The sequence below is a fragment of the Granulicella mallensis genome, assembly GCF_014203225.1.
GTDB lineage: Bacteria > Acidobacteriota > Terriglobia > Terriglobales > Acidobacteriaceae > Granulicella > Granulicella mallensis_A.
The window spans coordinates 182,982-200,779 of the sequence record NZ_JACHIO010000011.1; the positions used below are offsets into that span (position 1 = coordinate 182,982).

Annotated in this window: 13 protein-coding genes; 7 read left to right on the top strand and 6 right to left on the bottom strand. The window is 58.6% G+C overall.

Translation table 11 applies throughout. The annotated features are described in order from the left end of the window. Window positions 1-4 precede the first annotated feature (4 nt). Genes HDF15_RS14180 through HDF15_RS14190 form a run of 3 tightly spaced genes read left to right on the top strand, consistent with a single transcriptional unit; the run spans window position 5 to window position 3,210 of the window. Window positions 5-691 carry a response regulator transcription factor gene (locus HDF15_RS14180; protein WP_014266122.1) on the top strand — a complete coding sequence of 229 codons (687 nt, stop codon included), beginning with the start codon at window positions 5-7 and terminating at the stop codon, window positions 689-691. After that, on the top strand, window positions 688-2,115 hold the full coding sequence (locus tag HDF15_RS14185; protein WP_184256600.1) for a cell wall metabolism sensor histidine kinase WalK: 1,428 nt from the start codon (window positions 688-690) through the stop codon (window positions 2,113-2,115). The genes HDF15_RS14180 and HDF15_RS14185 overlap by 4 nt, the downstream gene beginning before the upstream one ends. A 60-nt stretch (window positions 2,116-2,175) precedes the next feature. Further along, entirely contained in the window at window positions 2,176-3,210 is a 1,035-nt protein-coding gene (locus tag HDF15_RS14190) for a YncE family protein (protein ID WP_184256602.1), read from the top strand. A gap of 306 nt (window positions 3,211-3,516) precedes the next feature. Here the strand turns inward: HDF15_RS14190 and HDF15_RS14195 are convergent, their stop codons facing one another. Genes HDF15_RS14195 through HDF15_RS14205 form a run of 3 tightly spaced genes read right to left on the bottom strand, consistent with a single transcriptional unit; the run spans window position 3,517 to window position 9,251 of the window. Continuing rightward, on the bottom strand, window positions 3,517-6,618 hold the full coding sequence (locus tag HDF15_RS14195) for an efflux RND transporter permease subunit (RefSeq protein ID WP_184256604.1): 3,102 nt from the start codon (window positions 6,616-6,618) through the stop codon (window positions 3,517-3,519). After that, window positions 6,618-7,874, bottom strand: a complete 1,257-nt coding sequence (locus tag HDF15_RS14200; RefSeq protein WP_184256606.1) for an efflux RND transporter periplasmic adaptor subunit — start codon at window positions 7,872-7,874, stop codon at window positions 6,618-6,620. The genes HDF15_RS14195 and HDF15_RS14200 overlap by 1 nt, the downstream gene beginning before the upstream one ends. Window positions 7,875-7,877: 3 nt before the next feature. Next, complete coding sequence (locus tag HDF15_RS14205) at window positions 7,878-9,251, bottom strand: TolC family protein (RefSeq protein ID WP_184256608.1); 1,374 nt, start codon at window positions 9,249-9,251, stop codon at window positions 7,878-7,880. Between the two features lie 290 nt (window positions 9,252-9,541). Between HDF15_RS14205 and HDF15_RS14210 the strand changes: the two genes are divergently transcribed. Further along, window positions 9,542-10,426, top strand: coding sequence for a carboxypeptidase-like regulatory domain-containing protein (locus HDF15_RS14210; protein ID WP_311733106.1), 885 nt, complete (start codon window positions 9,542-9,544; stop codon window positions 10,424-10,426). A 117-nt stretch (window positions 10,427-10,543) separates the two neighbouring features. After that, window positions 10,544-11,194 carry an HD domain-containing protein gene (locus HDF15_RS14215; protein WP_184256612.1) on the top strand — a complete coding sequence of 217 codons (651 nt, stop codon included), beginning with the start codon at window positions 10,544-10,546 and terminating at the stop codon, window positions 11,192-11,194. Between the two features lie 178 nt (window positions 11,195-11,372). On the opposite strand, the gene HDF15_RS14220 is transcribed toward HDF15_RS14215, so the two are convergent. Both HDF15_RS14220 and HDF15_RS14225 read right to left on the bottom strand, forming a co-directional pair. Further along, a complete protein-coding gene (locus tag HDF15_RS14220) occupies window positions 11,373-12,323 on the bottom strand; it encodes a GlxA family transcriptional regulator (RefSeq protein ID WP_184256614.1) in 951 nt (316 codons plus the stop codon). Window positions 12,324-12,353: 30 nt separating this feature from the next. Beyond that, entirely contained in the window at window positions 12,354-13,655 is a 1,302-nt protein-coding gene (locus HDF15_RS14225) for an MFS transporter (RefSeq protein WP_184256616.1), read from the bottom strand. A gap of 169 nt (window positions 13,656-13,824) precedes the next feature. Here HDF15_RS14225 and HDF15_RS14230 point away from each other — a divergent pair, with 169 nt between their 5' ends. After that, on the top strand, window positions 13,825-14,154 hold the full coding sequence (locus tag HDF15_RS14230) for a CRISPR-associated protein Cas5 (RefSeq protein ID WP_184256618.1): 330 nt from the start codon (window positions 13,825-13,827) through the stop codon (window positions 14,152-14,154). Window positions 14,155-14,815: 661 nt separating this feature from the next. After that, window positions 14,816-16,585: a membrane protein insertase YidC gene (yidC, locus tag HDF15_RS14235; RefSeq protein ID WP_260331087.1), complete on the top strand. Its 1,770-nt coding sequence runs from the start codon at window positions 14,816-14,818 to the stop codon at window positions 16,583-16,585. Between the two features lies 1 nt (window position 16,586). Here the strand turns inward: yidC and HDF15_RS14240 are convergent, their stop codons facing one another. Beyond that, window positions 16,587-17,597, bottom strand: a complete 1,011-nt coding sequence (locus HDF15_RS14240; RefSeq protein ID WP_184256623.1) for a purine nucleoside permease — start codon at window positions 17,595-17,597, stop codon at window positions 16,587-16,589. Window positions 17,598-17,798: the final 201 nt, after the last annotated feature.

The following is a 17,798-nucleotide window of genomic DNA, read 5'->3' on the forward strand; positions in this document are numbered from 1 at the left end:
TGACATGCGTGTACTCATCGTTGAAGACGAAGTTCGGATTGCCCATAACATCGCGACAGCCTTGCGCGAAGGTTCTGGCTTTGCGGTAGATTGTGCTGACAATGGCGCCGACGGCGCGACCCTATCGGCGCAGGGGCACTATGACTTGATGTTGCTGGACCTCATGCTGCCCGGTTTGGATGGGATGGGCATTGTTCGCCAGGTGCGGGCTCGCGGCGACTCAACCCCGATCCTTGTGCTGACGGCCCGCAGTGAACGTGAGAAGGTCGTCGAACTGCTCAATGCAGGTGCCGACGACTACCTGACCAAACCGTTCGACCTCGGCGAGTTGCTGGCACGGGTCAAGGCGCTGATCCGGCGCGGTAAGGGCGTGGCGCATCCCCTCATCACCTTTGGGCGGTTGCGTGTAAATACCATCGAGCAGACGGTGAGGTGTGCGGATCTCCTCGTCGACCTCTCGCCGACGGAGTACCGGATCTTCGAATACCTCATCTTCCGCCCCCGCGCCATCGTGTCCAAGCGAGAGCTGCTGGAGCACCTCTACGACTATCGCTGGGAGCACCACTCCAACGTGATTGAGGCGCACGTCTCCAACCTGCGCAAGAAGCTGCGCGCCATGGGCGAAGAGGCTACGGTTGAAACCATTCGCGGCCGAGGCTATCGGCTGTTTGCACCGGAGAGCCCCCAATGAAGTCGCGTTCGCTGACGCACAGGTTGATCGCCGGGGTTTTGCTGGCGGAGTTCCTGTGCGCGGCGTTGTTTTCGGCCGTGGCCATTACGCACGAGATGCACGGGCGCAGACGCGCCTTCGACGTAATGCTGCGCGGACGTGCGGACTCGTTGATGGGCGCGGTGCAGGACGCTGAAGACCCCGAAGATAACGTCATGGTCGACCCGACGGAGCTATCGCTGCCGTCCGAGGATGCCTATGCTGTGGCGACTCCCGCAGGCCACGTGCTCGGGAGCTCTCCGAAGTCCTCTCCGGAGCTGCTTGCGGCGTTGGAGTCGCCGCATAAAGAGGGGTACTTCAACTTCGCGATCGGGGACAAACAGTACCGGGCTATTCGCACGCCGGGTATGCGCGTGATTGATCGGGAAGAGAAGACGGGGGCGCTGCGCATTCCCGTAACAGTTCTTTACGCTGCTCCGACCGCGCACCTGTGGCACGAGGCTGTGGAGGCTGTGAGCTTCTACATGGCGACAGGAGCGCTGCTGCTGGCCCTGACGGCGCTGGCGCTCGTCTGGCTCTTGCGGCGCTGGCTGGCGCCCCTGCACGAGCTAGCCGAGCGTGCCAGCCATGTCTCGGTGCAGGCCTGGGAGTTTGTGCCGCCAGAAGCTGCGCTGCACACCCGCGAGTTGGAGCCGATGGCCTCCTCGATCCAGAAGCTGCTCGCCGGGCTGCAGCAGTCCTTTGAACGCCAGCGCCAGTTCACAGGGGACGCCGCGCATGAGCTGAAGACGTCGATTGCGGTACTGAAATCCAGCTTGCAACTGCTGTCCTTGCGGCAGCGAACGGCGGAGGAGTACGAGAGCGGCATCGAAGGCGTGCTCGTCGATACGCAGCGCATGGAAGAGCTCACGGAGCGAATGCTCGCGCTGGCACGCCTTGAAGAGGCTCCCTCGAAGAGTCAGGAGAGCGTGGACCTGTCCTCGGTGGTGCAGGCCGTTGCAGAGCGTCTGAGGCCGGTGGCGGAGCTGCGGCAGGTTCTTCTCGGCACGGCTGTTCAGGACTCAAGCAGGGTTGCTCTTTCTCTGGACGATGCGGAGATCCTTTGCTCCAACCTGATCTTGAACGCACTGCAGCACAGCGCGGGTGGCAGCCACGTTATGGCAAGCGTGGAAAACCAGACAGGCATAGTTGCCCTCATGGTCGAAGACCATGGCGAGGGCATCCTCGCTGAGGCGCTGCCGCATGTCTTCGATCGTTTCTATCGCGCCGATGCTTCGCGAAGCCGCAATAGCGGTGGCGCGGGCCTGGGACTCGCGATGTGCAAGGCGATTGCCGAGCGCTGCGGGGGAAGCATTGAGATCGTGAGCATCCCCGGAACGGGCACCCGGGTGAGAGTGATCCTGCCGGCATCGACGACAAACAAAGACATCTTCAGCGACGCTTAATCATTCCCAACGATGATCAGATGTGGGCAGACCCCTGTCTGCCGAGTTCAGGAGAAATCTATGCCTTTCTTGCCTTCCCGTATCGGCGCTCGTTTGTTTATGGTCCTTGGCGCTGCGACGCTTTGCTGCACCCTCGCCCAGGCTCAGCAGCCTTACAAAATTCTTGACCACTGGAAGATCGGCGGTACGGGTGGCTGGGACTACCTGCTCGCCGACCCTGCAGCGCATCTGCTGTACGTTACGCACGGCCCGCGCGTTGAGGTGCTCGATACCGAAACTGGCAAGCCCGTTGCAGCGATTACTGGCCTGAAGGGAACGCATGGCATCGCGCTCGATGCCGATGGCAAGTACGGCTACATCAGCGATGGCGGCAGCAACGATGTGCTGGTCTTCGATCGCCACAGCTTCAAGACCGTGACGACGGTTCCTGCCGGCACCAATCCCGACGGCATCGTGTTCGATCCGGCCACGAAGACGGTGTGGGCGTTCAATGGCCGCAGTAACAACGTCACCGTCATCGACACGGCGACCAACCAGGTTGTCGCGACGCTCCCTGTTCCCGGCAAGCCCGAGTTTCCTGTAGCAGACGGTCAGGGCTCGGTCTACGACAACATCGAGAGCACGAATCAAATTGTCCGCTTCGACGCGCGCGCGAAGAAGCAGACGGCGGCATGGAAGCTCGAGAACTGTGAATCGCCCTCAGGACTGGCGCTCGACAAAGATCATCGCCAGCTCTTTGCCGTGTGCGACGGCAAGAAAATGGCCGTGGTCGACGCCGACAGCGGCAAGCAGTTGGCATCGCCTGCTATCGGCGATAGCCCCGATGCCGCCGGCTTCAGCGCGAAGCATCGGTTGGCGTTCAGCTCCAATGGTGAGGGCACTCTGACGGTGGTGGATGCGGCACATGGCTTCAAGGTGATCGAGGACCTGCCTACAGAGAAGGGCGCACGAACGATGGCGTACGACTCTGGTAAGGACCGCATCTATGTGGTGACGGCACAGCTTGGACCGCGTCCTGAACCGACGGCACAGACTCCACGGCCCCGGCCTTCGGTGATCCCGGATAGCTTCCAGGTGATTGTGATCGGGCGGTAGTTGAGTCTGGGTTCTATTGCCTCATTGACGCACTGACTTGGTTGAATGGAGAACAGGCCATAGTCCAATGGCGAACATGCCATTGGAAGCCTCACAAAGCCGAGCCCCGAAGGGCGACACCATACCAGCCCAGGGCAACGCCCTGGGTTAGGTGACCAATAAAAGGCAGAGGGCTGAAGGCCCGATCTATCGGTTATGCCACGATAGGTCAGGCTTTCAGCCCTCTATATTTTTATGTGGTTTCGTGGCCCAGGGCGTTGCCCTTGGCTGGTATGGCGTCGCCCCTTCGGGGCTTGTTTTGGTGCGCTACAGGACGATCTCACGCTCTTCATTACGCGTGAGCAGGTAATAGACCACCGGCGTCACCACCAAACTCAGCAACATCGAAAGCGCCAATCCCCCGATCACCGCAATCGCAAGCGGCTGCAACATCTGCGACCCGGCTCCGAAGGCGAAGGCCAGCGGCAACATCCCACAGACTGCCGCGACCGCGGTCATCAGAATCGGCCGCAATCTCCGCTGTGCGGCGAGCAGCATGGCATCGCGCGCACTGGCACCCTCTGTGCGGAACCGTTCATCCGCATCGAGCAGCAGGATGCCGTTCTTCGCCACAATGCCGATCACCATAATGAGCCCCATGAACGAGGCCACATTGAAGCTTATGCCCGTGACCAGCAGCGCGAAGACGACGCCCGCAATCGACAGCACCGAAGAGGCGAGGATCGCCACCGGCGCCGAGAGATTGCGGAACTCCGCCAGCAGCACACCGAAGACCAGCACCAGCGCCAGCAAGAGCACGCGCAGCAGGTCTGCAAATGACTTCTGCTGCTCCTGATAGGTACCGCCGTACTCCACACGCATGCTTGGCGGCAGGTGCATCGCCGCGACGACCTTCTGCACCTGAGCCACGCCTGTGCCGAGGTCGGAGCCCTCAAGTCTTCCAGTCACGACAACGGTCTGCTCCAGGTTTTCACGATGGATCTCGTTCTGCGGCGGCAGTTGCGTAATCTCCGTCATCGATCCGAGCGTCGCGGTGTGGCCGGTGCTGCTGTTGAAGACCGTGTTTTCGATTGCGTCAAGCGAGCTGCGCGTCTCATCGCCTAGCCGCACGCGAATCGTATAGGGTCTGCCATTTGCGATCAGGGGATCGTTCGGCGTGACGCCGTCGAGGATCGAGGTAGCATCTTCGGCGACCTCGGTTGGGGTAAAGCCCATGCGGGCCGCCAGTACAGGATCGACCTGGAAGTTGGTGGCCGGGCCGCTGATCGTATTGTCGACGCCGTTCTGCACGTCGACGACGCCTTTTATCTTCCCGATAGCATCCGCTATGCGTGGCCCAAGCTGGTAGAGCAGCTTCGAGTCGTTGGAGAAGAGTTTGATCTGGATCGGCTCGGGTGCGTTGGAGAGGTCGCCGATCATATCCTGCAGCACCTGCGTGAACTCGACGTCCAACTCCGGTTCCGTAGATTTAATCTCGTCGCGGATATCATTCATCACGTCGTCGATCGCACGGTTGCGCTTGGCCTTCAGCTTGACGGTGATGTCGCCGGTGTTCGCCTCCGTGACGGCAGCGAGGCCCATCTGCAGGCCTGTGCGGCGTGAGGTGCTTTCGACTTCGGGAGTGTCGTGCAGGATTTTTTCCACGTGGGTTAGCACGCGGTTGGTCTCTGCGAGCGAACTGCCGGCCGGCATGATGTAGTCGAGCACGAAGCCGCCTTCGTCCATCTCGGGCAACAGGTCCGAGCCGAGCGAGCGATAAGCGAAGAAGGCACCGGCAGCCAATACTATGCAGAGAAGCCCGAGTATCTGCGGTTTCCGCAGCGACCACTCCAGCGCGGAGCAATGCCACTGCATTACGCGCGCCAGGATGCGGCCCGGCTCCGGATGGCCGCTGGCATCTTTGGGTTTAGTGTCTTCGCTATGGCTGCGCAGCAGCACGATGCCGAGGCCTGGCGTCCAGGTGAGCGCCAGCACCAGCGAGGTCAGCAGCGAGACCGTCATGGTGATAGCCAAGGCCCGGAAGAAACTGCCCGTCACGCCCGTGACAGCCACCAGCGGCAGGAAGACGACGACCGGCGTAATCGTGGAGCCGATCAACGGGCGCATGATCTCGCGCAGGGCCTTGCGTACAGCCTCAACGCGATGCTCGCCTGCGTCACGATGCAGCACAATGTTTTCGACGACCACAATTGCATCGTCGATGACCAGGCCAATGGCCGCAGCCAGGCCGCCGAGCGTCATGAGATTGAAGCTCTCGCCGATGACCCAGAGAAAGAGAATGGTGACCGCAACCGTGACCGGAATCACCAGCCCGGCGATCAAGGACGAGCGCCAGTCGTGCAGGAAGACGAAGAGGATGACGCAGGCGAGAATGAGTCCGAGGAAGATCGCGTCGCGCACGCTGGAGATGCTCTCGCGCACCAGCTGCGATTGATCGTAGTAGGGCTTCAGCGTGACGCCCGGCGGCAGCTTCTTTTGTAGTTGTGCGATCTCCGCCGCAACCTGGTCTGCGACGGCGACGGTGTTGCCTGAAGACTGGCGGGTAATGTTGATCAGTACCGCAGCTTTGCCGTTGGCCGTCACCACGGTGTAGACGGGCATCGTGGCGTCCACCACCTGAGCGATGTCTCCAACACGTATGGCCGTACCGCTGGCGGTGGTTTTTACGACGAGCTGCCGCAGGCCGTCGATGTCGTGCACCTGTGCGCCGACGAGGCCGAGCACGAGCTGGTGGTCCTGTTCGTAGAGGCCGGGCGAGTCGATAATGTTCGCGGCCTGAATGGCATTCGTAAGGTCGAGGATCGTGACCCCTGCAGCCTGCAGCTTCGCCAGGTTGGGGACGACGTGGAACTCGGGAACCTTGCCTCCCTGCACGGTTACGGTGCTGACTCCGGGCACGCGATTTAGCGGCGGCGCGAGATCGTACGTGGCCAGCTCCCAGAGCTGTGTCTGTGAGACGGTATCGGAGGTAAGGCTGTAGCCCAGGATGGGAAAGGTCGCGAAGGTCAGCCGGTTGGTGGTGATCTTTGCCGTGGCGGGCAGGTTCTGCTGCACGGTGCTCAGGGCCGCGTTCACCAGTTGCAGAGTGTGGAACATGTCCACGGACCAATCGAAGAAGAGGCTGATCTCTGCCGAACCTCGGCTGGTGTTGGAGCGCACGGTAACCAGTCCCGGAACGCTATTCACCGCGCTCTCGATCGGCTTGGTGATCGTGACTTCCATCTGCTCAACCGGCATCACGCCGTTGTCGACGCCGATGACCACGCGTGGAAAGTTGGTCTCGGGAAAGACAGAGATCGGCACGCGCAATGCGGCCCAGACTCCAGCCATGGTCAGGGCGAAGACGAAGAAGAAGACGGTGCGCGTCGAGCGTGCCAGCCAGAAAGAAGAGGATTCGGGAGCGGCCATTAGTCTTTGTCCCCAGCCGCGCCTTCAGCCTTTGCCGTTGTGACCTTGGTGTTGTCGTCGAGGCCATACCCGCCCGATGTAATCACCATGTCCGACGCGCTGATGCCGCTCGTGATCTGCACCTTATCGGGAAGTCGAATGCCGATTTGGACCGGCTTCAGATGCGCTGCGCCGTCGCTGATGACCATGACGCCGAGGCTGCCGTCTTTCGCTGGGACCAGGGCCTGGGTTGGAATCTGCAAGGCATCCGGCACGGTTCGTCCCGCAATGGCGAGATGAACCGGAGTGCCCGCCTTCAGCTTGCCGTCGGGATTCTTGAGCTTCACCCAGACCTCGACGGTCGTCGAGCCTGGATCGAGCGCCGGGCTGATGAGGGAGACGGTGGCCTCGACCGGTTCGTCCATGCCGGGCACGGTGACCTGCGCTTTATCGCCGACCTTCATCCGCTGCGCTGTTGCCTGCGAGAGATGGACCTTCGCCAGCAGCGATGAGGTGTCCATCACGGTGATGAGCGGCGCGCCTGCCTGGGCGGTCTCGCCAGCGAACAGAGGACGGTCAGTCACAACCCCGTCGATGGGGCTGCGCAGTGAGGCATAGCTCAACTGTGCCTCGGCGTTCTGGAACTTGCCTTTGGCGGAGGTCAACTGGCCCTCTGCACTCTTGCCTGCGGCCGCGTGGCTGACGCTCTGCACAGACTGCAGGTGCTTGGCCGCGGAGTCGTACGCGGCTTGTGCCTGCACCAGCGCTGCCTCTGCGGTGTCGAGATCGCGTCCTGGAATCGCGCCTTCTTTGAGCAACTGCCTGCGGCCGCTCACAATGCTGCGATTGAGCTCGAGATTCGCCTTGGCCTGAGCAAGATCCAGCTCGGCCTTCTGGGTGTCCTCTGGCATCTGTGCCTTGGTCGTTTGGTCGTAGGCGGCTTCGGCTGCCGTATAGCTGCCGCGATTGTCGAGAGCCGTCGCCGCAAGGTCGCGGTCTTCCAGAGACACCAGAAGTTGTCCCACATGGACATGAGCTCCACGCTGCACGTAAAACTCCTTGACCGGCGCGCTGATCTTCGGCGACAGAGCCGCCTGTGCCAGTGGCGCGAGGATGGCATCGCCGGTGATCTGCTCTGAGATGGGACCGGTCTCGGGTTTGGCAGCTTCTACTGAAACCGCGACCTCAGGTGTGGGCTCGGTCTTCTTGCAACCTGCTGTGCTGAGGCAGAACAACACGGCGCCAAAGCCAATGAAATTTCGTGAGCAAAGAAGCATGGGTTAAAACCTTCCCGTGAGTGTCTGGAGGTTAGCGAGTGCAACCTGGTAGCGAACTGCGCCATCGGCGCGCGCGGCTTCGGCGGAGAGGAGCGTGTTCTGTGCGTCGACGACTTCGAATACCGTGCCCTCGCCGCCCGTATAACGGAGCCGTGTCAGGCGCAAACTCTCCTGCGCGGTCATGATGCTCTGGTCGAGTGAGGCCAGTTGATCGCGTGCAGCGGCGGCTTCGTCGTAAAACTCAGCGAGGTTTGCGATCAACCGGCGCTGCGCCGCGGAGAGCGCCACCTTGGCGGCATCGCGGCGAATCTCGCTCTGCTTCACCTTGTGCTGCGTCGCAAGCCAGTCCCAGAGAGGAATGTCCAGGGTGGCGCTGGCCGAGTAGCCGAGATTTCGCGCCCCATCCGGGCCCTTAGCGGCGAACTGAGGGGCGTCGACGCCATAGGTGAAGTTCAGGCCGAGGTCAGGGAGATACGCTGCACGTGCCGACGTAACCTCCGCCTGGCTCGCGTGCAGCGAGGCCAGGGCACTCTTTAGTTCGGCGTTGTTCTTCGCGGCGTCCGCTTCGATATCGCTGCGATCGGGAAGCACTGGTACCGCGGTGGCTTCGGTCTTGAAAGCTGTACGCGGGTCAGGGAAGAGCAGCACGCCAAGCTCCAGCCGGGCTCGTGTCGCAGACACCTGCGCGTCGGCCAGATCGCGTGTACGCTGCTGCTGCTGCAACTGAGCCTTTACAACATCGGCGTGGGCCGACTCCCGTGCCTCTTGGCGTTGCTGGGTAAGCGTTACGAAGTGATTGGCCTCATCGGCGGCGCCCTGAAGAGCGGTGAGCTTCGTCTCCGCCGAGATCAGTCCGTAGTACAGCGTCACCACCGCCGACACCAGGCCCCGTCGCGCGATCTCCATCTCGGCGGCTGCCTTTGCGGCGTTGGCATCGGCCAGGCTTACGGCGCTGAACTGCTGCAGGCCCACCGTCTCGTTGACGACTCCCTGGCTGGCATATTCATGCACGGCGTTGTTAGCGATGAAGCGCGGCGCGGGGGCATTGGCCGTCTGGCCGATGCGGTCACCCGACCCGTTGCCCTGGGTGAAGAGATACTGGTTGTGAAAGCTTGCCGAGGGCAGCAGGCCTGCACGCGCGATGGAGCGGTCCAGTTGGGAGGCACGGCTCTCGGCCGAGGCTGAGGCAAACCCGGATTCGTTAGCCTCGGCACGGCGAATCGCCTCGTCCAGCGAGATCGTTGTGACAGCCTCCGTGGTTGCGGCTCGGGTTGACGCGGATTGTGCCGTCAACGGTTTTGCACAGAGGGGCAAAGCGAGGCAGAGAGCCAGGCCCGCGCGAAGGTTGCTGATGGAGCGGCGAGACATCATTCGCATAAAGCCTATCGCCCCCACCTTAATGTTTGCTGAAGAACAACATGCAGGGCCTCGGAGTCAAGCTCTATCCGCTGTGGATTGTGAGATTTATCTTTGTCGAGAATTGTCAATGTTTGAACCGTTTAGGGGGCCTAAGGCGTCTGTTATGGAGGACGTTCTTTTTAACTATGGGCATTAGGAAATTTATCTGTATTTTTGCTTTCTGTTTCTCTGCAGTTTATGCATCTGGTTACGCATCTGGGCAGTTAATTTCGGCTCCTGAGCCGCAGGCTGCAGGTGTGACCGGAACCGTGACCGATGTTGAAGGCGGTGCGATCCCCGGAGCGACGATCAGCGTCGACGGGCCCTCCCCCGGCGATCACCACAAGGCCACGGCAGACGGGGATGGATATTTCGCGCTCATCGGTCTCCATCCGTCCGTCTCCTATCACGCCACGGTCACCGCAAAGGGATTTGCGGACTGGACCTCGCCTGCTCTCGTGCTTACGCCGGGACAGGAGTCTGAGATCGCCGACATCAAGCTCACGGTCTCGACGGTGCAGACGGTAGATGCGATTAGCGCTTCGGAGCTTGCCGTGGAGCAGATCAAGGCGGAGGAGCAGCAGCGCGTTCTGGGCATCATTCCCAACTTTTATGTCTCCTACGATCATCGGTTTGTGCCGATGTCGACGAAGCTGAAGTACAAGCTCGCGTTTAAAACCTCCACCGATGTCGTTACCTTCGGTACGGCGATCTTTCTGGCGGGTATCAACCAGGCTGGAGACACGCCCGATTACGTTCAGGGTGCAAAAGGCTATGGTCAGCGCGTTGGTGCTGCCTACGCTGACGCTGCCTCCGACATCATGATCGGCGGCGCTGTACTGCCTTCTCTGCTGCATCAGGACCCGCGCTATTTTTACCAGGGCACGGGGACGACAAAGTCTCGTGTCATGCACGCCCTCGCCAGTCCCTTTATCGCCAAGGGTGACAACGGCCGCGAGGAGTTCAACTACTCCAGCATTGGTGGCGACTTTGCCGCGGCTGCGCTGACCAATGTGTACTATCCTCCCTCCAATCGCGGCCCGGGCCTGGTCTTTAGCAGTGCTTTGACCACCACGGGCGGCCGTATGATCAGCGCGCTGGCCCAGGAGTTCATCCTGAGCAAGTTCACCAGCAGAGGGAAGGACCCCAAGTAAGGGTGTCCGTTTTTGCTGGATCTATGTCGTGGCGTCAGGGCTGCAATCCTCCTAGATTCGTACTTGTCAGACGCTGTAACGCGAAGAGCGTACAGCAACTGCAAGGAGGATCCAGCTATGACTGCTACGCAAACCCCGACTCTGATTCCCGATACCACGCTCGCGAAAGAAGCTACCGATATTCTTCGCGAGCATGGAACGGACTTGATCTACAACCACTCTGTCCGTGTCTACCTGTTCGCAGCGGAACAGGGGCGGCAGGCGAAGCTGCGTTTCGATCCGGAACTGCTGTACGTCAGTGCGGCGTTTCACGATCTCGGATTGATCAAGGCCTTCTCCAGCGCGACTGAGCGCTTTGAAGTCGATGGCGCGAACGCGGTGCGCCAGTTCCTGACCACTCACAAGATTCCTGAGGACCAGATCCAGGTCGCGTGGCGTGCGATTGCACTGCACACCACGCCGGGCGTAACGCAGTATATGGAGCCCGAGGTGGCCCTGCTGTTCTCCGGTGTAGGGCTCGATGTGCTGGGGGAAGGGTTCGACACTTTTCCCGTAGAGGTTCGCGAGGAGATCGTCGCAGCCTACCCGCGCGTTGATTTCAAGGAGGGCATCGTCAAGGCGTTCTTTGGCGGCTTCGCGCACAAGCCGGGCTCGACCTGGGGGACGGTCAAGGCCGATGTCTGTGAGCGATTTATTTCGGGGTACAAGAGCCCTAACTTTTGTGACCTGATCGCGAACTCTCCGTTCCCGAACTCGATTCGTCACTAAGTTCGCAAGGCTGGTTGGAGCGTTGTGTCTGTCGCAGGAGCTCGGCGCTAGCCAGAAGCAGATTTCCTTCGGGAATGACAACAAGAAAGACAAAAGCAACAGCAATTCCATGTTTTTGCCTTTGCTTTTCTTGTTGTCATTCCCGAAGGGAATGTGCTTCTGAAACGTGCCACAAATCCTATGCGGGTGTTTTGCGATTGAATCTGCGGCTATACTCTCCTGCTGTGACTCCGAGGATGCGAAGAAACGTGCGGCGCATCGAGTCGGCGTTCTGAAAACCGCTTGCGTCGGCGATTTCCTTGAGACCCATAGCGGAACTGTCGATCATCTGCTGAGCAGCTTCTACCCGCATGCGGTCGACAAACTGCCCTGGATTCATCTTTGTCTCCCGCAGACAGGTGCGAGTAAAGTGGCGGGGACTCATCCCGATTCGCTCGGCCAGGCGATCGACCGTCAGATTCTCGCGTAAGTTTTCCATCATCCATATCTGAAGTTCACGCAGCGGCTTGGACGTGACCGCCTGATGCGACAGCATATGGCTGTACTGTGCCTGGCCGCCGGGACGAACCAGAAACATCACAAGTCTGCGCGCTACATCGAGAGCGACTTTATGCCCATGATCTTCTTCCACGAGCGCCAGGGCCAGGTCGATGCCGGCGGTGATTCCGGCTGAGGTGTAGATAGAGCCATCGCGCAAGTAAATAGGATTGGGTCTCACCATTACATCTGGAAACTCTCTTGCAAGTCGATCGCAGAAGTCCCAGTGTGTAACCACTTTTTTCCCGTCGAGAAGCCCTGCCGCAGCCAGCGTGAAAGCTCCTGTACAGATGGAGGCGACGCGTCTTGAACGCTCGGCTGCCCTTGTGGTCCACGCAAGAAAGGTTTCGTCATACTGGCCGCTCTCCGCTCCCGGACCACCCACAATCATGAGTGTGTCAATGGGCCCGTCGATCTCCGCGAGCGGCTTTGCGCCGGTCAGGGAGATGCCGCGGTTTGTACGCAGCTCAGTATTCCCGTCCGGGCTTCCCAGGACGACCTCATAGCCTGGTACTTGAGAAAAGACTTCAAGCGGCCCGGTTACATCCAGAATCTGCACTGGTGGTGGGCCGGTAATAACGACAGTGCGCATGATCTCGATTGTATGGAAGGTGCAGGTGCGTTACCCCCTCGTCGTAGAGAGATCGTCATCCTTGGTCTCCCGGATCGAAAGTAAGCCCAGGAACGTCAAAACAGCCGCTGTGGTGAGATAGTAGCCGACGTAGGGCAGGCCGTACTTCTTGGCCAGTGACGTGGCGATGTACGGTGCCAGTGAAGCGCCCACAATGCCCGCCAGACTGAAGGCCAGTGAACTTCCGGTATAACGCACGCGCGTCGGAAAGAGCTCGGAGATGACCGTGCCGAGTGGTCCGTATGTAAGCCCCATCAGTGCCAGACCCAAGGCCAGCATGGCGACTGCGCCGACGGTGCCGGCCGAAAACATCGGGGCCATAATCAAACCGAAGACTCCGATAAGAGCGGTAACCCAGAGCATGACTGTCTTTCTTCCACGTTCCGCGAGCAACGCTGAGATGGGAATGGTCACTGCGAAGAAGATGACTCCGAATAACTGCATCAGCAGGAATTTACCGCGGGTATAGCCCAGCGCACTGGTTCCCCAGGACAGCGTGAAGACGGTCATGAGATAGAAGAGCACGAACGTCGCCAGGCATACCGCGATGCCGGCGATGAGTGCCCGGGTATGGTCGCGAAACACCGTCAGCATGGGCAGCTTTACCTGTTCGCCTCGATCCAGGGTCTCCTGGAAGACCGGAGTCTCGGTAATGGTCAATCGGACATAGAGTCCGAGAAAGACCAGCACCGCACTGGCGAGGAACGGAAGCCGCCAGCCAAACGAGAAGAACTGTTTATCGGTGAGCCAGCGGGAGAGCACAAGGAAGACGCCGCCGGAGAGGAAGAAGCCAATCGGCGCGCCAAGTTGCGGAAACATGCCGTACCATGCACGTTTGTTCGGTGGCGCGTTCTCAATGGCCAACAGCACGGCACCGCCCCACTCGCCGCCTAGTCCGATTCCTTGTCCAAAGCGGCATAGCGCCAACAGCAGCGACGCCGCAATACCAATCGTGTGATACGTGGGTAATGCCCCAATGGCAACGGTTGAGATTCCCATGGTCGACAGAGCGATGACCAGTGTGGTCTTGCGGCCAATGCGGTCGCCAAAGTGACCGAAGAGCGCTGACCCAATGGGCCGCGCCAGAAAGGCGATGCCGAAGGTCGCCAGCGAGGCCAGCTTCGCGGAAGCAGGATCGGCCGCCGAGAAGAATAGTTGTGGAAAGACGATCACTGCCGCAGTGGCATAGATGTAGAAGTCGAAGAACTCGATGGTCGTGCCGATCAGGCTGGCGAACAGAACCTGGCGCGGGGAGTTGATGGGCTTATGCGCCGGGGTAAGTGTGGTGTCCATTAAATCTCCGATCCAGTTCTTCGTGCAGTTCGAATCTTTGCTGAGAGTACCTCTGAATTTACGACACGCTGGGTACTTTTGTTAAGGATGGCCAGTCTTTTCTCGGATAGATCTTTACGAGTTACTAAGGAAGTTCTTTGTACTATTTGCACTGAGGAAGGGTAGTTTTATGCCTAATGTACATGGTATTGAATTCAACGCAAATCAGTCAGAGCTAGTCAAAGATGTCATTCGCGAATTGCTGAAGGATGGCAATTGCGCCGTCTACGCATTACGCAACATGAAGCCGAACGGTGAGCTGCGCATGGCTTCGGCGCCTCCCATTCCGGGGCCAAGAAGAGCCAGCGGCGTGTTCCTGCGAGTTCGTCCTGGAATCAAGGAAGCGATCGCTGTACGTCCCATGAACGCCAAAGCAGGTGAGAAGAATATAAATATCTCCAAGCTGACCCAGGCCGAACTGCTCGAGACCGTTCGGAAGTGGCGAAAAGAGACGAAGTAAACGGCAATGTGCGCTCGTGCATGAATAGCGCAATGTCAAAAGCCCCGAGCTTTTGTGACCTATTGTCTTCATCCTGCAATATCCCTTCAAAAGAGGATCACTTCGGCTCTAGTCAGTCGAGGTGATCCATCCCTCTGCTCCACCCTTTGGCAAGGTCTTTCTGGATTTATCCCCTGTCAGCTGTATACTTGTCCGGCAGAGGCGTTCATGGTATTCCGTCGCAACAGACAAGCGTGTCTAAGTTTCCTTTGCTTTCTGTTTATCATCAATGCGAGGCACTATTTTTCCTCCGTATTTCTGGGTATTGGCAAAGTAATACTTCTGCTCCTGCTTTCCAGCCTGTTGATGTTCCTGGTCGTACGATCAGCGGATATCTATCGGCACTTAATAGCCGGTCTTCAGGCGCTCTGCCTGAATCTGTTTGAACCGGTTCTCGATTTTGGATACGTAAAACGGTCTAGTGCGTCGCTTATCGTTCCTCGGAAGCCGACTCTTCCTTTTCGCTTTCAACTTCCTCCGCCAGTCTCCTTTCTCTAATCCCTATCGATCTCAAGTGCATGCAGTCATCAGAACTGCCATGCCTCTATTTGCTTCCTGATGACCGCATTCCAGCATCGAGTGGAATTAGCGGGGCATTGCCAGCTCTGTAGAAGCTCTGGCAATGCAGGTGGCTTTGATCGTCTGCGATCCATTGATCCAGCAGGTATCGCCCAGACTCTGGGCGTCGATATCCAGGAGAATTCCATTGGCAGAACTACAGAATCCTAATCAGCAGTCTGGCCGGCAGAACGTGCACACGCTTCTCGCCTTGTCTTTAGTCTGTTTTCTAGCGCTTTTCGGAGTGCAGGCTTTCCAGCAAAAGAAACCTGTTGAGCCGAAATCGAAGCCATCCAGCACCGTGATTCCTGCAGCGCCAAATACTCTTGTGGCCGCAGTGCAGGCAAATCAGGAGAGCATGAAGGCCTCAAGTGAAAGCGAAATCATCGTCGAAAACAAGTTTTACCGAATCCGCTTTTCAAATCGCGGTGGACAGGTTCTGTCGTGGATACTGAAGCAATATACGGATGACTCCGGTCAACCGCTGGATCTCGTCAATCAGCGGGCTGCATCCCTGCATGGCTATCCGCTTTCACTCTACATACAGAAAGCTGGGCTGACGAGGCAACTTGCCGAGGCTCTCTATGAACCCTCTGCAACCGGAAGACTTGCCGCTCCCGGAAAGCTCACCTTTACCTATTCAGAAGGAGGGGTGAGTGTCATCAAGACATTCACGTTTGATCAGAGCTACATCGTGGGAGCCGATGTCCTCGTTACAGATCGCGGGATGCCCGTTGCCGCCTCTCTTTGCTGGCCTTCTGGATTGGGTGATCAGGAGACATTACAAAACTACAACGTGGACGGGCGGTTCGATGCCAGCCTGAATGGGAAGTTCGATAGCCAAACTGTGAAGTCGATTGCCACCGGCGTCGTACAAACAGGCAGTTACGACTATGCGGGCGTTAGCGACCTTTATTTCGCGGCGATCTTCCTGCCCGAGCACTCCACAGAGACAACTGTTCTTAACTTGAGTAACGAGATCAGTATTCCGAGAACGAATGGCCGAACCCATTCAACCCTCTCCGATGTAGTCTCTGTTCCAGGCGTGGCTGTTGGTAATGGAGAGGGACATATTCGCTTGCGACTCTTTGCCGGACCCAAGGCCATCGAGCTTCTCAGCTCCGTACACGCGCTGGCGCCAGATGGGTCGCCTACCGGACCCGACTTGGAGCCGCTTGTGCGTTTTGGCTTTTTACGCATCGTTGCCAAGCCACTCTTCCTGGCACTTAACTGGATTTATGTTCACCTTGTTCATAGCTGGGGTTGGGCGATTCTGATATTAACGCTCTTCATCAATCTGGTGCTCATGCCTACGCGGATCAAGACCATGCGCTCCCAGCTAAAGATGCAGCGTATTCAGCCACAGATCAACGCGATCAGGGCTCGTTTCAAAGATTGCAAGATGGGAGACCCGCACCTTCTGGAGATGAACAAGGAGATCTTCGATCTGCAAAAGAAGGAGGGCATCAACGTGTTCGGCGGAATGCTGCCTCTTCTGCTGCAGATGCCTCTGCTCTATGGGTTTTATCGGATGCTCCAGAACGTAATCGAGCTCAGGCATGCTGAATGGCTCTGGCTGCATGATCTCTCATCACTTGACCCACTCCATGTTCTTCCCGTCTTCTTTGTGGTCACCATGTTTCTGGTGCAGCTTCTCACCCCTTCATCGGGAACTGATCCTGTGCAACGAAAAATGATGGCTCTTGTGTTGCCTGTCCTGGGCTTCTTCATGACCTGGAAGGTCGGCGCTGGGCTTGCTCTCTACTGGTCCTTCGGCAACGTTATCTCCATCGTTCAACAGGTCGTGGTCAGCAGGATGAGGCCTGTGGGGTGAATCACGGCACCTGATTCTCGTATCGGTCCCAGTGTTGCAGTAGGTTCGATACCACGATGCTACCAATCCGATAGTTGGCGTCCAATGCGGGGAGATAACCTGGCGAACTCGCCAGGTTATCAAAGAGACTCTTCTCCGCATGGACGCCCGGCGGAGGCATAACGAAGTTACTCGTCGTCCGTAAAACCAGAAACCTCTTCATGTCGACGCGTCCGAGTCGATCCAGTTCCTGCATCGCAAGTACGACTCCCTGGTCTTCGCAATCCGATACGGCCAGGGAGCCAGTGCCCTTTGTATAGAGGCGCACCCAGTCTTCGGCCCAGCGCGTCATGATGGCTCCATGCCAGAAGTGATCCGTCCCGAGACTATCGCCCTCCATGACCGAAGGCTTCTGCTGCGCTCCTGGGAAATCCTTAAAGAGAGCACGCTGAGTTGCCAGCGCATCATTGTCCGGAAGCTTTATCTCTTTTGTAAGTTGATAGGCCCAATCCACCAAAGAGGGGTTGAGGCGATAGACAATTCTTCCCACGCCTCCGGCCCCATCATCGGAGACTCCTGCTGCGGGTGCGGAATCGACGTTGTCAGGAACCTTGCCTGGCTCGGTCGCTCCCAGGGCGATGGTTCCATAGGGCCACGAAGCGGGCGTCTCCCGGCTGTCGATCTCGAAGGCGGGGTCTCCGTCGACGATCTGCCGTATCCACACAGCGCTTGCCACAGTGACTCGATGGGGATCGCCGCCGCCAATTCCGCTGAGTAGAAAGTAAGTCTGCCGCAGGTCGAATCGTGGATCCATGGCCAGAGCCATCATCTGGATGGCGGAACGCGAGGTCGTCCCGCTGATCATGGCATAGAGGCCTTTTCCGTTGGTCAATAGCGGATGATCGATCCCAGGAACTTTGATCGGCTGATCGAGGTTTTCCCGCTCCACCCAGTACTGCAGCTCGCCCGGAACATCTCCGCGGTCTTTGCCGGTCTCGTAGGTGGCGATAACGAGAACCTTCGGCTTAATCAAATCTGCTCCATACCCGGATAGCGGTGAAAGAAGCAGCGCGAAAGCCGCAAGCCACGAAGAAAGAAGCCGAAAGCCGGTTTTCTCTGAGCGATATTCTTTGTTCAAGCCAATCCCGCCTTGCCTGTAGGTTCTCAAGATTGCTGGAACGCACCTCTGCGCTATCGGGCACGCGATGCAGTCAGAATCTTTCTAGACAATATA